This is a genomic window from Nocardiopsis sp. NPDC057823 (genome assembly GCF_042797335.1).
Taxonomy (GTDB): Bacteria; Actinomycetota; Actinomycetes; order Streptosporangiales; family Streptosporangiaceae; genus Nocardiopsis; species Nocardiopsis changdeensis.
In genome coordinates, this window is the sequence record NZ_JBHVLR010000007.1 from 142,580 (window position 1) to 156,754 (window position 14,175).

General features: G+C 75.8%; 12 protein-coding genes. 8 read left to right on the forward strand and 4 right to left on the reverse strand.

Annotated elements, in window-relative coordinates:
- The first annotated feature begins 21 nt into the window (after positions 1–21).
- Entirely contained in the window at positions 22–1,245 is a 1,224-nt protein-coding gene (locus tag ACFVNO_RS14500) for an MFS transporter (protein ID WP_378892695.1), read from the forward strand.
- 240 nt (positions 1,246–1,485) lie between these two features.
- Here ACFVNO_RS14500 and ACFVNO_RS14505 read toward each other — a convergent pair whose 3' ends face one another.
- Positions 1,486–2,493, reverse strand: coding sequence for a BadF/BadG/BcrA/BcrD ATPase family protein (locus ACFVNO_RS14505; RefSeq protein ID WP_355261842.1), 1,008 nt, complete (start codon positions 2,491–2,493; stop codon positions 1,486–1,488).
- Positions 2,494–2,570: 77 nt separating this feature from the next.
- Positions 2,571–3,185, reverse strand: coding sequence for a TetR/AcrR family transcriptional regulator (locus ACFVNO_RS14510; protein WP_355261572.1), 615 nt, complete (start codon positions 3,183–3,185; stop codon positions 2,571–2,573).
- A 111-nt stretch (positions 3,186–3,296) separates the two neighbouring features.
- Between ACFVNO_RS14510 and ACFVNO_RS14515 the strand changes: the two genes are divergently transcribed.
- The 3 genes from ACFVNO_RS14515 (at position 3,297) to ACFVNO_RS14525 (ending at position 7,049) form a co-directional block, all read left to right on the forward strand.
- Entirely contained in the window at positions 3,297–4,337 is a 1,041-nt protein-coding gene (locus ACFVNO_RS14515; protein WP_378892699.1) for a carboxymuconolactone decarboxylase family protein, read from the forward strand.
- A 58-nt stretch (positions 4,338–4,395) separates the two neighbouring features.
- Positions 4,396–5,673, forward strand: a complete 1,278-nt coding sequence (locus ACFVNO_RS14520) for a GNAT family N-acetyltransferase (protein ID WP_378892702.1) — start codon at positions 4,396–4,398, stop codon at positions 5,671–5,673.
- Between the two features lie 101 nt (positions 5,674–5,774).
- Positions 5,775–7,049: a GNAT family N-acetyltransferase gene (locus ACFVNO_RS14525; RefSeq protein WP_378892705.1), complete on the forward strand. Its 1,275-nt coding sequence runs from the start codon at positions 5,775–5,777 to the stop codon at positions 7,047–7,049.
- A gap of 53 nt (positions 7,050–7,102) precedes the next feature.
- On the opposite strand, the gene ACFVNO_RS14530 is transcribed toward ACFVNO_RS14525, so the two are convergent.
- Positions 7,103–8,155 carry an aminotransferase class V-fold PLP-dependent enzyme gene (locus ACFVNO_RS14530; protein ID WP_378892708.1) on the reverse strand — a complete coding sequence of 351 codons (1,053 nt, stop codon included), beginning with the start codon at positions 8,153–8,155 and terminating at the stop codon, positions 7,103–7,105.
- A 115-nt stretch (positions 8,156–8,270) separates the two neighbouring features.
- Positions 8,271–8,813: a MarR family winged helix-turn-helix transcriptional regulator gene (locus ACFVNO_RS14535; RefSeq protein ID WP_220560898.1), complete on the reverse strand. Its 543-nt coding sequence runs from the start codon at positions 8,811–8,813 to the stop codon at positions 8,271–8,273.
- A 395-nt stretch (positions 8,814–9,208) separates the two neighbouring features.
- Here ACFVNO_RS14535 and ACFVNO_RS14540 point away from each other — a divergent pair, with 395 nt between their 5' ends.
- From ACFVNO_RS14540 to ACFVNO_RS14555, 4 genes are all read left to right on the forward strand, one after another.
- On the forward strand, positions 9,209–10,171 hold the full coding sequence (locus tag ACFVNO_RS14540; protein ID WP_220560900.1) for an MBL fold metallo-hydrolase: 963 nt from the start codon (positions 9,209–9,211) through the stop codon (positions 10,169–10,171).
- A 157-nt stretch (positions 10,172–10,328) separates the two neighbouring features.
- Complete coding sequence (locus ACFVNO_RS14545) at positions 10,329–12,011, forward strand: FAD-dependent monooxygenase (RefSeq protein ID WP_378892713.1); 1,683 nt, start codon at positions 10,329–10,331, stop codon at positions 12,009–12,011.
- 55 nt (positions 12,012–12,066) lie between these two features.
- Positions 12,067–13,272 (forward strand): homogentisate 1,2-dioxygenase, encoded by a 1,206-nt coding sequence (locus ACFVNO_RS14550; RefSeq protein WP_220560902.1) that lies wholly within the window; start codon positions 12,067–12,069, stop codon positions 13,270–13,272.
- Positions 13,269–14,168, forward strand: a complete 900-nt coding sequence (locus ACFVNO_RS14555; RefSeq protein ID WP_378892716.1) for a hypothetical protein — start codon at positions 13,269–13,271, stop codon at positions 14,166–14,168. Before ACFVNO_RS14550 ends, ACFVNO_RS14555 begins: the two co-directional genes overlap by 4 nt.
- Positions 14,169–14,175 lie beyond the last annotated feature (7 nt).

The window sequence follows — 14,175 nt, forward strand, 5'->3', positions numbered from 1 at the left end:
CACTCCACGAGGAGCGCCACCATGGGACTTTTCGCCATCCGCGACTACCGCAACCTGTTCTCCGCCCAGGTCATCGCCCTGTTCGGCACGGGGCTGGCCACCGTGGCCCTGGGGCTGCTCGCCTACGACCTGGCGGGCCCGGACGCCGGCGCGGTCCTGGGCACCGCGCTCACGATCAAGATGGTCATGTACGTCCTCATCGCGCCCGTGGTCGCCGCCTACGCGGACCGGCTGCCCAGACGGCTGTTCCTGACCCTGCTCGACGCGGTGCGCGCCGCGGTCGTCCTGGCGTTACCCTTCGTCACCGAGATCTGGCACATCTACGTGCTGATCGGCGTCCTCCAGGCCGCCTCCGCGGCGTTCACGCCCACCTTCCAAGCGGTCATCCCCGACATCGTGACCCGTGAGTCCGACTACACGCGGGCGCTGTCGGCCTCCCAGGTGGCCTACACCATGGAGAGCCTGCTCAGCCCGGTGCTCGCCGCCCTCGCCCTGACGTTCATGACCTTCGACTGGCTGTTCGTCGGGACGTCGGCCGGCTTCGCCGCCTCGGCCGCGCTGGTCCTGGCGACCCGGGTCCCCGACGCCCGGCCCAGCGGGCTCACCCGGGTCTGGGACCGGCTGGCCTCGGGGATCCGGGCCTTCGCGGCCGCCCCCCGGCTGCGCGGGGTCCTGGCCCTGAACCTGGTGGTCGCCGCGTCCGGGTCGATCGTGGTCGTCAACACCGTCAACTTCGTCCGCGACGGGCTCGGCGGCACGCAGGCCGACGTCGCCTGGATGCTCGCCGCCTCCGGCGGCGGCACCCTGGCCGTCGCCCTGGTCCTGCCGCGCGTGCTCGACCGCGTCGCCGAACGCGCGGTCATGATGACCGGCGCCGCGGTCCTCGTGGCCGCCGTACTGGCCGCCGTGGGGACGGCGTACGCGCAGATCGCCGCCTGGGCGGTCGCGGTGCCGGTCTGGGTGGCCGTCGGCGCCGGGATGGCGCTGGTCATCACGCCGACCGGCCGGGTGATCCGCTCCTCGGTCGCCCCCGCGGGCCTGCCCGCGGCCTTCGCGGCCCAGTTCTCGCTGTCGCACGCGGCGTGGCTGGTCACCTACCCGGTCGCCGGGTGGATCGGCACCGCCGCCGGGTTCGCGCCCGCCTGGACCGTCCTGGCCGTCCTGGCCGTCGGCGGGGCCGCGGCGGCCGCGGCCCTGTGGCCGCGCGAACGCGCTTCGGCCGCCCCGTCCCCGGCGCGGGTGTGAAGGCCGGCCCGGGCGGCCCCGCCGTCCGGGCCGCCGCCCTCGACGGGCGGCCCGCGGCCGCGGCACCCCCGTCCCGCCCGGCGCCCGTTGAGGGCGGGAGCCCTCGGTCCTGCACCGGCATCCCCGCCCGTCGCGTGGCGGACGGCCCACGGCCACGGGTCCTCCCCGGGGGCCTCTCCTCCGGGCCTCCGGAACCCGGCCGGGCGCCTCACGGAAACCCCCGGCGGCCGAGGACGGGCCTCAGGCGGCGTCGCTGCGGCCGTCGCGGGTGGGGGCGGTGAAGACCGCGTGCAGGCGGGTGTCGTCGGCGGGGGCCCCGGCCTCCAGGGCCGCCAGCCAGGCCGCCGCCCCGGCGGTGCACCCGGCCGTCGACAGCGGCGACCCCGCGGTGCCCAGCGCCAGTTTGCGGGTGAGCGCCTCGTGCACCGGCGCGGACCCCAGCAGCACCCCGCCGGCCAGCACCACCGGCCGCCGCTCCCCGGGCGTGCGCACCTGGTGCACCGAGTGCGCCAGGTGCCCGGCCGCGGCGTTCACGATCACCTCGGCCGCCTCGTCCCCCTGCGCGAACGCCTCCGAGACCAGCGGGGCCAGCTCGGCCAGCCCGATCGGCGGCCGCCCGGTCAGTGTGCGGGCGAAGGCGCGCGCGTGCTCCTCGGGCAGGTGCTCGCGCCCCTGGACCGGGCGCCTGCCGGGGATGACCCGCTTGGCCACCATCCGCGCGAGCGGGCTCAGCGCCGTGCCCCGGCTCAGCTGGCGGGCGGTCTCCCGGGCCGCCTGGTGGCCGATCCAGAACGCCGACCCCTCGTCGCCGATCAGCCAGCCCATCCCGTCCGCGGACCGGCTGCGGCGCCGCCCCTCGATCCGGGTCGCGATCGCGCCGGTGCCCGCGATGAGCACCGTCCCGTCGGGTTCGGGGGTGCCGGAGGCGAACGCCACCTCGTCGTCGCCGACGAACACCATCCGGTCCGCCGGCACGCCGACCAGCAGCAGCTCCTCCACCAGTGCCGCGCGCACCCGGTCGTCGCGCAGCGCCGACACCCCGGCCAGGCCGATCGCCCCGGCCACCACGTCCTCGCGGGCGCGCGGCCCGGCCTGGTCGAGGGCGGCGCCCACCGCCCGGGCCAGTTCCCGGCCCGCCCGCGCGGTGCCGTGCGTGTTGGGGTTGGCGCCGCCGGCCCGGGCCAGGCCCACCCGCTCGCCGGCCGGGGTGGCGACCAGGGCCCGGGTGGAGGTGCCGCCCGCGTCCACCCCCACCACCAGGCGGGGGCGGTCGGAGCGCTTCGTCGTCGAAGAGGTCACGGCTGTCACAGGAGGGAACTGCCCTTTCAGCGGTCGGAATACTCTTCGCGCAGGCGGCCGACCACGGCCAGCGCGGTCTGGGCGGCCTCGGCCGCGGCCCCCTCGTCCAGCGGGTCCCCGCTGACCAGCAGCCTGAGGTAGACCGGCGCGGCCAGCGCGCGGGCGACCCGCGCCGGGTCGGTGCCGGGCGGGGCCTCGCCCCGGGCGACGGCCCGTTCCACCACCGGCCGGACGTGCTCGACGCGGTCGGCGAAGACCCGCTCGCGCGCCCGCGCGATCTCGGGGATGCGCGCGGCGTCGGCGAGCATCGCGGTCATCACCGCGCCCCGCGGCGAGGTGAGCAGGCCGACCAGGGCGCGGGCCAGGGCCTCCAGGTCGCCCGCCAGCGCGCCGGTGTCGGGCACCGGGACCTCCGTGGCGGCCAGGTGCTCGAAGGCGTCCACGACCAGCGCCTGCCGGTCGCGCCAGCGCCGGTACACGGTGGTCTTGTGCACTCCGGCGCGGCGGGCCACCGACTCGACGCTGAGGTCGGCGTAGCCCCGCTCGCCCAGTTCGGCCAGGGTGGCGGCGCGGACGGCGGCCAGCACCTTGGCCCCGCGCCCCACCGGCCGGGCGGGGCCGGCGTCGTGTTCGTGGGTCATCGTCCTCCCGGGATCGTCCCGATTCTCCCTTGCCGCAGGGGTCCGGCGCACGCATACTGAAGCTATCGCAACAAAAAGTTGCGATAGCTCCCCGTGGTTCGAGGAGGACCCGTGCCCGACATCTACCGCTACACCTCACCGGTGGCCCCCAAGGACGCCACCGGACCCGTCGCCGCCGCCTACGCCCAGATCAAGGACGAGTTCCTGCTCGCCGACGGCCCCTTCATGACCCTGTCCCGCGCCCCCGAGCTCCTGGTGTGCGTCTGGGCGCTGCTGCGCGAGTCCGAACTGGCCGGGCCGGTCCCGCGCGCCGAGCGCGAACTCGTCGCCGTCGCCGTCTCCGCCGCCAACACCTGCCCCTTCTGCGTCGACGCCCACACCGCCCTGGGCCACGCCGGGGGCGACCACACCGCCGCCGAGGCCGTCCGGGCGGGCCGCCGCCCCCGCGACCCCGCCCTGGCGGCCCTGGCCGACTGGGCCGCCGCCACCGGCGACCCCACCCCCGGCCCCCGGCCCGCGCCGCCCTTCCCCGCCGATCACACCGCCGCGTTCATCGGCACCGCCCTGGTCACGCACATCATCAACCGGGTCACCTCCTCCCTCCTCGTCGAGCGCTTGCTGCCCGGCGACCTCCAGCGCTCCCGGACCGTGCGCCGGGTCCTGGGCGCGGCCGTGCGCCGCGGCCCCGGCCGGCCCGTGGCGCCCGGCCGCTCCCTGGAACTGCTGCCGGCCACCGACACCGCCCCGCCCGCCTGGGCCGACGGACCCGTCGGCACCGCCTACGCCGCACTGGCCGGGACCGTCGCCTCCCTGGACGTCCCCGACACCGTCCGCGCCCGCACGCGGGACGCCGTCGCCGCCTGGGACGGGCGCCCGCCCGCCCTCTTCGAGGACCCCGTGGGCGCGCACGCCGACGGGCTCGACGCGCCCGACCGGACCGCCGTGCGCCTGGCCGTGCTCGCCGCCCTGTCCCCGCACCGGATCGCCGACGCCGACGTCGCCGCCTGGCGGGCCGCCACCGGCCGCACCGCCGACGCCGACCTGGTGCGCCTGGTGGTCCTGGGGGCGTTCACCGCCGCCGACCGGATCCAGCGCTCCCTGGCCGCCGCGGCCGCCCGCCGAGACCCCGCCGGTCAGCCGGGGGAGGCGTAACCGCGGACACACGGAAAAGCAGTGGCGCGCCCCGCGGCGGTCCTGAGAGGGTCGGTCCATGGCAGCAGAGCACCACCCCGCGACACCCCGATCCGACGGACCCGGATGGGAGGTCGACCGGCCCGCGGAGGACGAGATATCCGAGGCCACCGGGGTGTTCGCCACCGCCATCAACATTCCGTTGAACGACCTGCTCGACACCGAGCGCGACCACCCCGTCAACGAGCCCGACCGCTTCCTGGTCGTCCGCGACGGCGGCCGCATCGTCGGCACCACCAACTCCCACCCCTTCTCCCTCACCGTCCCGGGCGGTCCGCGCCCGGCGGCCGGGGTGACCGGGGTGGGCGTGCTGCCCACCCACCGCAGACGCGGCATCCTCACCGCGCTCCTGCGCGAACAGCTCGCCGACCTGCGCCGGCGCGGCGAGAACCTGGCGATCCTGTGGGCCTCCGAAGGCGGCATCTACGGCCGTTACGGCTACGGCCAGGCGTTCCGCCAGCACACCTACTCCGTGAGCCGGGCCCATGCCGCCCTGCGCCCCGACGCGCCCCGCGACCCCTCGCTCACCCTGGAGCTTGCCGAGCCCGCCGACGTCCTGCCCGACCTGGACCTGCTGCACCGCGCCGCCCAGGCCGAACGCCCGGGCGGCTTCCCCCGCGAGGGCAACTGGTGGAAGCTGCGCCTGTGGATGCTCTCCCGCCCCCGGCCCGACACCTCCGACCTGCGCGCCGTCGTCGTCCGGGACGCCCGGGGCCGCCCCGTGGGCGCGGCCCTGCACCGGGTCACCACCGGCTACGGCGAGGGCGGCCTGCCCACCGGGACGGTCTCCGTCCGGGAGGTCAACGCCCTCACCCCGGCCGCCCGCACCGCCCTGTACGAGTACCTCTTCGACACCGACCTCACCGTGGAGACCGAGGTCGTCGGCCTGCCCGAGGACGACCCCCTCCCCGCCCTGCTGGCCGACCCCGCCCAGGCCGTCCGCCGCGCCGGCGGGGGCCTGTGGCTGCGCCTGGTCGACGTGCCCGCCGCCCTGGCCGAGCGCACCTACGCCCACCCCTTGGACACCGTCATCGAGGTCGCCGACCGGCACGCCCCCTGGAACGCCGGGCGCTGGCACCTGAAGACCGACGGGGAGCACACCCGGGTGGAGGCCGCCACGACGGCCCCCGACCTGTCCCTGGACGCCGCCCACCTGGGCTCCGCCTACCTGGGCCGCGGGCCGGTGACCACCCACGTCGACGCCGGCATTGCCGTCGAGCGCACGCCCGGCGCCGCCGCCCGCCTGGACACCGCCCTGTACACCCCCCGGGCGCCCCGCTGCGACACCGGCTTCTGAGCGGGACGGGCCCCGGCCGACACGGGTCCGCCGGGCCCCGCCCCGTTCCGAACGCCCCCCATCCCGTCCCGACCGCACCGAACGACAAGGCGAAGAACACCATGACCACATCCGACAGCCCGCGCGCCGAGTGGACCGTGCGCGGCACCGACCGGGACGAGTACGCACGGGCGGCCCGGGTCATCGGCGAGGCCCTCCTGGTCGCCGAGGACGTGCCCGCCATGCTGGAGCGGATGCGTCCGATCCACGACGCCGAGGGCTACGAGCGCGTCCGCGTGGCCGTCGACGACATCGACGGCGAAGAGCGGATCGTCGGCGCCACCAACGACTTCCGCTTCGAGATGACCCTGCCCGGCGGGCCGCGCCGCGTGGCCGGGGTGACCGGGGTGGGCGTGTGGCCCACCCACCGCCGCCGGGGCGTGCTCAGCTCCCTCATGCGCCGCCAGCTCGCCGACATCCACGCCGCGGGGGTCAGGTACGCCGCCCTGTGGGCGTCCGAGGGCGCCATCTACGGCCGCTTCGGCTACGGCCCGGCCGTCGCCGAGACCGAGGCCCACATCGCCCGGCCGCACGCCGCGCTGCGCCCCGACGCGCCCCGCGACCCGGAGCTGGAGGTCCGCCTGGGCTACGCCGCGGAGCTGCGCGCCGACCTGGAGCGGGTGTACGCGGAGGCCGCCGCCGCCCGGCTCGGCCAGGTCGCGCGCCCCGACCACTGGTGGGACCGGACCCTGCGCGACAAGCCCGAGCACCGCGAGGGCCGGGGCCCCAAACACGCCGTCGTGGTCCGCGGGCCGCAGGGCCCGGTGGGCTACGCCCTGTACAGCACGCGGAGCAAGTGGGAGTCGGACGGCCCGGCCGGGACGGTGTACGTCCAGGAGATGCGGGCCACGGTCCCGGCGGCCTGGACCCTGCTCTACGAGCACCTGCTCGACCGCGACCTGACGGCCCGGATCGAGTTCGAGTTCATGCCGGTGGACGACCCGCTCGTGCACCTGCTCGGCAACCGGGACCGGCTGGTCCGGGAGGTCTTCAACAGCCTCTGGTTCCGGCTGGTGGACGTGCCCGGCGCGCTGTCCGAGCGCACCTACGCCGCCCCGGTGGAGGCGGTCCTGGCGGTCACCGACCGGTACGCGCCGTGGAACGCCGGGACGTGGTCGCTGAAGGCGTCCCCCGAGGGCGCGCGGGTGGAGGCCACCGACGCCGCCCCGGACGTGTCGCTGGACGCGGCCCTGCTGGGCGCGGCCTACCTGGGGCAGACCCCGCTCACCGGGTACGCCGCCGCCGGGCTGCTCACCGAGCACACCCCGGGGGCGGTCGCCCGCCTGGACGCGGCCCTGCACCGTCCGGACGCGGCCTTCAACGGGTCCATCTTCTAGCCGTCGGCGGCCGCCCGGCCCGCAGCGTCCGCTGCGGGCCGGGCCGGCCCGTTTCAGCCGGTGAGCGCCTTGACCAGCCGCTCCACGTCCTCCTCGGTGTTGTACAGGTGGAACGAGGCGCGCAGGCGCCCGTCGCGGGCGGCCACCGCGATGCCCTCGTCCAGCACCCGCTCCACCCCGCCCGCCGGGGCGGCGACGGACACGATCGCCGAGCCCGCCGGCTCCAGGCCCAGGCCGGTGCGCAGCAGGTCGCCCAGGGCCGTGTTGTGCGCGTGCACGGCGCCGACCCCGGCCTCCTCCAGCAGCGCCAGGGTGCGCTCCAGCCCCGCCCAGGCGGGCCACACCGGCGGCAGGTCCAGCCTGCGGGCGCCCGGCGCCAACGCCAGCGGCCCGCCGTACAGGCTGTTCCACGGCTCCTCGGCGGCGTACCAGTTGCCCGCGAGCGGGGACAGCTCCGCCAGCGCCTCCGCGGTGCCGGTGAGGAACGCCGCGCCGCGCGGCCCCAGCAGCCACTTGTAGGTGCTGCACACCGTGTAGTCGATCCGGTCGGCGGGCAGCGGCAGCCACCCGGCCGCCTGGGTGGCGTCCACGAGCAGCCGCGCCCCGTGGGCGTCGCTGGCCGCCAGCAGGTCCTCCAGGGGAGCGATGCGCCCGTCGGAGGACTGCACCGCCGACACCGCCACCAGCCGGGTGTCCGGGCCGACCGCGTCGGCCAGGTGCTCCAGCGGGACCTCCCGGACGGCGAGGTCGGCCCGGGCCAGGAAGGGGTGCACCACCGAGCTGAACTCGCGGGCGGCGACGACGACCTCGGCGCCCGGCGGCAGCGCGGCGGCGACCGTTCCGACGAACTGGGCGGTGTAGGCGCCGATCGCGGTGTTCTCCGCGGGCACGCCCAGCAGGCGGGCGTAGGAGGCGCGGGCGCGTTCGACGCCCGGGTCGGCGTCGGCAGGGGAGAACCGACCCTCGGCCACGGCGCGGGTGTACTGCGTCACCGCGTCCAGCGCGGTGTCGGGGGTCAGCCCGTGGGTGGCCGTGTTGAGGTACACGGTCCCGGGGGAGAAGTGCCGTCGTGCGGCGTCGATGCGGGCACGGGTGGAGTCGTCCATGCCCCCATGCTCCCTACGGCGGGGGACCGGGTTCAAGGGCCGCTCGGGTCGGGATTGGCCCTTGTCGCGGGGAAGGGCGCGGGACGGCGGCCGGGTGCCCCCGGGCCGGGCGCCCTCAGTTGCGGAACTTGGCCTGGGCGTCGGTGGACCCGGCCATGAGCTTGTTGAGCAGGCGGACCAGCTCGCGCCGCTCCTCGGGCTCCAGGGCCTCGGCCCAGGCGGACTCGCGGCGGTTGTGGGCGCGGAACCCGCCGAGGATGGCGTGGTAGCCCGCCTCGGTCAGGCTGAGCTGGAGGGCGCGGCGGTCGTGGGTGGCGCGCTCGCGCAGGATGAGCCCGTCGCGCTCCAGGGTGTTGAGCAGCGCGGACAGGGCGGCCCGGCTCATGCCGGAGATCTCGGCGGTGGTCTTGGCCTCCATCGGCCCGGCCAGCCAGAGCGCGAAGATCACCCGGAACCCGGGCCAGGTGAGCCCGCGCGGCCGGTGGACCGTGGACTCCAGGTCGTAGATGACCATGCTCGTGGCCCGGTTGAGGGTGAGGACCATGCGCATGGCGTCGGCGTTGACGGAGGGGAGTTCCTGCTCGGCCTTCTGCACCGCGTAGTCGACGAACGACCAGAAGGTGAGGTCACTGCTGGGGGGTGCGGTGTCATGGGTCACGGGACCAGCCTAATACCTGGGGTCCGGGCCGTGTTTACCGTGCTTTTCCCTTTCCGTGGGCGCCTTGTTCAGTGGTGACGGCGGACGGGTGGAACGCGGCGAATGCTCTTTTCGGGGTGGAGGCGGCGCTTTTTCCGTTCTTCGTTCCCGGGGGGACCGCGACCCGCCGCGGGGAGGCGGGGGTGTCGTGCGCGCCGTGGGGAGAGTGGGGGAGCGGGGCAGGTCGGTGCCCTGCCGTCGGCGGCCGACAGGCGTACAGTGTGACCTGTATCACCGGCGAGGTGGCTCTGCGCCTCTTGGTCCGGTGACGCAGAGCACGTTATGGTCTGAATCATCAAACGTTTGATCATTATGGGCGGCCGCCGCCCGGAGCGAGTGAAGGGGTCCCGACGACCATGGCAGCCAAGCCGTTCGCCTCGTCCGCCGACACCGAGGCCAAGCAGCAGACCCTGGAGGTCCTGGCCGACGGCGTCTACGCGCTCACCGCCGAGGGCGACCCCAACGTGGGCGCCATCGAGGGCGAGGACTTCCTCGTGGCGTTCGAGGCCCTGGCCACGCCCACCGCGGCCCGCGAGTGGCTGGCCAAGCTGCGCGAGCACACCGACAAGCCCGTCCGCTACCTGGTCCTCTCCCACTACCACGCGGTCCGCGTCCTGGGCGCCAGCGCCTTCGACGCCGAGATCATCCTCACCCACGAGAAGACCCACGAGCTGATCCGCGAGCGCGGCAAGGAGGACTGGGCCAGCGAGTTCGGCCGCATGCCCCGCCTGGCCAAGGACGCCGGCTCCGTGCCCGGCCTGACCTGGCCCACCCAGACCTTCGCCGACCGCACCACCATCGACCTGGGCGGCGACCGCGGCGAACTCGTCCTGGAGTACTTCGGCCGCGGCCACACCGAGGGCGACATCGTCGCCTGGCTGCCCCGGCAGAAGATCCTCTTCGCCGGCGACCTCGTCGAGGCCCAGGCCGCCCTCTACACCGGCGACGCCTTCCACAAGGACTGGGCCGGCGCCACCCTGGACAGGGTCAAGGCCCTGGGCGCCGAGATGCTCGTCGGCGGGCGCGGCGCGGTCAGCCGCGGCCGCTCGGAGGTCGACGCCGCCATCGAGCAGACCCGCAACTTCCTCAACGTGATGATCCGCGAGGTCGGCGGCGTCCACGAGCGCGGCGGCACCCTCAAGGAGGCGTTCGAGGCCACCCACGCCGCCCTCGTCGACGACTACGGCCACTGGCCGATCTTCGAGCACTGCCTGCCCTTCGACGTCTCGCGCCTGTGGGACGAGTTCTCCGGCATCGAGCGCCCCGTCATCTGGACGGCCGAGCGCGACCGCGAGGTCTGGGACCTCCTCCAGGCCTGAGCGGACCGCCGGGGCCGAGCCCCGCCCCCGCGGGAGGGGAACCTCCCGCGGGGGACCCGCGGCCGCCGACGCCCCGGCGGCGGGCACCCGTCCCGCCGCCGGGGCCGCCCACCGACCACCCCCGCCCCGAAGGGGCGCCGACGCCCAGGAGCCCGACATGCGACCTCCCGCTCCACGACCCCCCGCCGACACCTCCGCCGAGCCCGTCCTGGTCCTGGGCGCCGGCCCCGTCGGCCAGACCGCGGCCCTGCTGCTGGCCCGGCGCGGCGTCCCCGTCCGCATCGTCGACTCCCGGCCCGAGCGCGACGCCGTCGGCTCCAAGGCCATCTGCCAGCAGCGCGACGTCCTGGACGTGTGGGACTGGGTGGGCGCCGGAGAGGTCGCCGAAGAGGGCCTGACCTGGGACACCGCCCGCACCTTCTACCGCGACAGCGAACTGTTCAGCGTCCGCCTCGCCGACCCGGGCGCCTCCCCCCTGCCGCCCTTCGTCAACATCTCCCAGTCCCGCACCGAGGAGATCCTCGACCGCCGCCTCGCCGAGGCGGGGGTGGCGATCTCCTGGGACCACACCGTCACCGGCATCGAGCAGGACGACACCGGCGTCACCGTCACCTGCGACACCCCCGCCGGCCCGGTCCGCCTGCGCGGCACCCACGCCCTGTCCTGCCTGGGCGCCCACGGCGGGGTCGTCCGCCGCGCACTGGGCCTGGGCTTCGAGGGCACCAGCTTCCACGACCGCTTCCTCATCTGCGACATCCGCGCCGACCTGGGCGACTGGGCCCGCGAGCGCCGCTTCTACTTCGACCCCGAGTGGAACCCCGGCCGCCAGGTGCTCATCCACCCCTGTCCCGACTCGGTGTTCCGCATCGACTGGCAGGTCCCCGCCGACTTCGACCTGGAGGCGGAGGAGGCCAGCGGACGACTGGACGCCCGCATCCGCCAGATCATCGGGGAGAAGCCCTACGAGATCGTCTGGCACTCGGTGTACCGGTTCCACACCCGCGTGGTGGACCGCATGCGCGCGGGCCGCATCCTGCTCGTCGGCGACAACGCCCACCTGGTCGCGCCGTTCGGCGCCCGCGGGCTCAACTCCGGCGTCCAGGACGCCGAGAACGCCGCCTGGAAGATCGCCTACGTCCGCGCCGGGTGGGCGGACGAGGAGTTCCTGGAGACCTACCACACCGAACGCCACGCCGCCGCACTGGAGAACGCCGAGATCACCGGCGCCACCATGAGCTTCCTCGTCCCCCAGGACGAGGCCGAGCACACCACGCGGGTGAGCGTCCTGGAGCAGGCGCTCACCGACGAGGCCGCCCGCGCCCGGGTCGACTCCGGGCGCCTGGCCGAGCCCTTCTGGTACGTGGACTCCCCGCTCACCACGCCCAACGCGCGGTTCCCCTTCGGCGGCCGCCCGCCCCGCGGCCGGGCCCCCGAGCCCTGCCCCGGCGTGATCGCCCCCGACGCCCCGGTCGAGGTGCCCGGCGGCCCGTCCGGCGGGGACGCGCCGACCCGGCTGCGGTCCCTGCTCCGCGAGGGCGTCACCCTGCTGCTGGGCCCCCTCCCGGAGGGCACCGACGCCGACGCCGCCCGCGACGGCGTCCTGGCCGCAGCCCGGGGCGCCACCGGCGCGCCCGTGGCCGCGTTCCACCTCGCCGACATCGACACCACCGGGGCCCTCGCCAAGGCCCTGGACTGCCACCCCGGCGGGGTGTGGGTGCTGCGGCCCGACGCCCACATCGCCGCCGTCGTCGACGCCGCCGACACCGGGGCCGTCGCCGCCGCCGTCCGCACCTGCCTGGGGCGGGCCGCCGCCCCCGAACGACCGGCGCCCGCGCTCTGACGCCCGGCGCGACCGCACGAACCACGACCCACGACGACCACCTGGAGGACATGCCATGGCCTACTACCGCCAGGTAGGCGAGGTGCCCCGCACCCGCCACACCCAGCACCGCACCCCCGAGGGCGGCCTGTACTACGAGGAGCTGATGGGGGAGGAGGGCTTCTCCGCCGACTCCTCACTGCTCTACCACCGCGCGATCCCGTCGGCCATCGTCGACGCCGCCGAGTGGGAGGTCCCCGACCAGAGCCGCACCCGCAACGCGCCGATGGTGCCGCGCCACCTGCGGCTGCACTCGCTCTTCGACGACCAGGAGTGGAAGGCCGCCGACGTCGTCCAATCGCGCCGCCTGGTCCTGGGCAACGACGACGTGCGCATCTCCTACGTGGTCGCCGGGGCGCCCTCGGAGCTGTACCGCAACGGCATCGGCGACGAGTGCGTGTACGTGGAGTCCGGCAGCGCCCGCGTGGAGACCGTGTTCGGCCTGCTGGAGGTCGGCCGCGGCGACTACGTCATCCTGCCCCGGGCCACCACCCACCGCTGGGTGCCCACCGGCGACGAGCCGCTGCGCGCCTACGTGATCGAGGCCAACAGCCACATCGCCCCGCCCAAGCGCTACCTGTCCCGCTACGGGCAGCTGCTGGAGCACGCGCCCTACTGCGAGCGCGACCTGCGCGGCCCCTCCGAGCCGCTGCTGGTCGAGGGCGAGAACGTGGACGTGCTCATCAAGCACCGCGGCGACGGCCCCGGCGGCATCTCCGGCACCCGCTACACCTACCCCACCCACCCCTTCGACGTGGTCGGCTGGGACGGGTGCCTGTACCCGTACGCGTTCAACATCGACGACTTCCAGCCCATCACCGGCCGGGTGCACCAGCCACCGCCCGTCCACCAGGTGTTCGAGGGCCACAACTTCGTCATCTGCAACTTCGTGCCGCGCAAGGTGGACTACCACCCCGGGGCGATCCCCGTGCCGTACTACCACTCCAACGTGGACTCCGACGAGGTCATGTTCTACTGCGGGGGCGACTACGAGGCCCGCAAGGGCTCCGGGATCGGGCAGGGCTCCATCTCACTGCACCCGGGCGGCCACTCCCACGGCCCGCAGCCCGGCGCCTACGAGCGCAGCATCGGCGCCGAGCGGTTCGACGAGCTCGCCGTCATGGTGGACACCTTCCGGCCCCTGGACCTGGGCGAGGGCGGGACCGCCTGCGACGACGGCGCCTACGCCTGGACCTGGGCCGGAGGGAGGCGGGAGTCGTGAGCGGCGCCGACGCGGCGGCGGGCGCAGGCGGGGCCGGGGACGCCCTGTACCGCTCCCTGTTCGACGACGCCGCCCTGTTCCCGCCCGGCAACGCCCCCATGGGCGAGGCCCTGCCCGCCCACCGCGGGCACCGGACCTCGTCCCGGGCCGCCTACGTGGGCCCCTTCCTGGTCTCCGACGCCCGTGTGGCCGAGCTGCGCGCGGTGCTGTCCCGCGAGGACGGCGACCACCCGCCCCTGGGGGTCGTGGTCACCGTCCCCGGCGGCGCCGACGGGGTCGCCCCCGCCGTCGAGGCGGTCCTGGCCGACCCCGCCCTGCGCCTGGAGGGCCTGGAGGTCGCCGCCCCGCCCGGCGGCGCCGACGGGGTGGCCGCCGTGCTCAACGCCCACCTCCCCGACGGGTCGGGCGGGCACGGGAGCGTCCAGGGGTACGTGGAGGTCTCCCGCCAAGGCGGGCCCGAAGGGGCCCGTGCGGACCTGGCGGCGCTCGCCTCCGCCGGGCTCCGCGCCAAGTTCCGCACCGGCGGGGTCACCGCACAGGCCCACCCGGACGAGGACGAGCTGGCCGCGTACCTGTACGCCGCCGTCGACCTCGGAGTGCCCTTCAAGTGCACCGCCGGGCTGCACCACGCCGTCCGGCACACCACCTCCGAGGGGTTCGAGCAGCACGGTTTCCTCAACGTGCTGCTGGCCGCCGACACCCTGGTCCGGGGCGGGAGCGCCGCGGAGGCGGCCGCGGTCCTGGCCGACCGGGACGGCGGAGCCCTGGCCGCCCGCGCCAAGGGGCTCGCCGCCGGGGAGGCGGCCGCGGTCCGGGCCGCGTTCCGCTCCTTCGGCACGTGCAGCATCATCGAGCCGCTGGAGGACCTCATCGTCCTCGGGGCGCTCAGCCCCTGAACCGCCG

What these genes read in the sequence shown, in the direction of transcription:
- ACFVNO_RS14520 (WP_378892702.1), top strand. Translation starts at nt 4,396, where the DNA reads ATGGCAGCAGAGCACCACCCCGCGACACCCCGATCCGACGGACCCGGA.
- ACFVNO_RS14540 (WP_220560900.1), top strand. Translation starts at nt 9,209, where the DNA reads ATGGCAGCCAAGCCGTTCGCCTCGTCCGCCGACACCGAGGCCAAGCAG.
- ACFVNO_RS14545 (WP_378892713.1), top strand. Translation starts at nt 10,329, where the DNA reads ATGCGACCTCCCGCTCCACGACCCCCCGCCGACACCTCCGCCGAGCCC.
- ACFVNO_RS14550 (WP_220560902.1), top strand. Translation starts at nt 12,067, where the DNA reads ATGGCCTACTACCGCCAGGTAGGCGAGGTGCCCCGCACCCGCCACACC.
- ACFVNO_RS14525 (WP_378892705.1), top strand. Translation starts at nt 5,775, where the DNA reads ATGACCACATCCGACAGCCCGCGCGCCGAGTGGACCGTGCGCGGCACC.
- ACFVNO_RS14530 (WP_378892708.1), bottom strand. Translation starts at nt 8,155, where the DNA reads ATGGACGACTCCACCCGTGCCCGCATCGACGCCGCACGACGGCACTTC.
- ACFVNO_RS14500 (WP_378892695.1), top strand. Translation starts at nt 22, where the DNA reads ATGGGACTTTTCGCCATCCGCGACTACCGCAACCTGTTCTCCGCCCAG.
- ACFVNO_RS14510 (WP_355261572.1), bottom strand. Translation starts at nt 3,185, where the DNA reads ATGACCCACGAACACGACGCCGGCCCCGCCCGGCCGGTGGGGCGCGGG.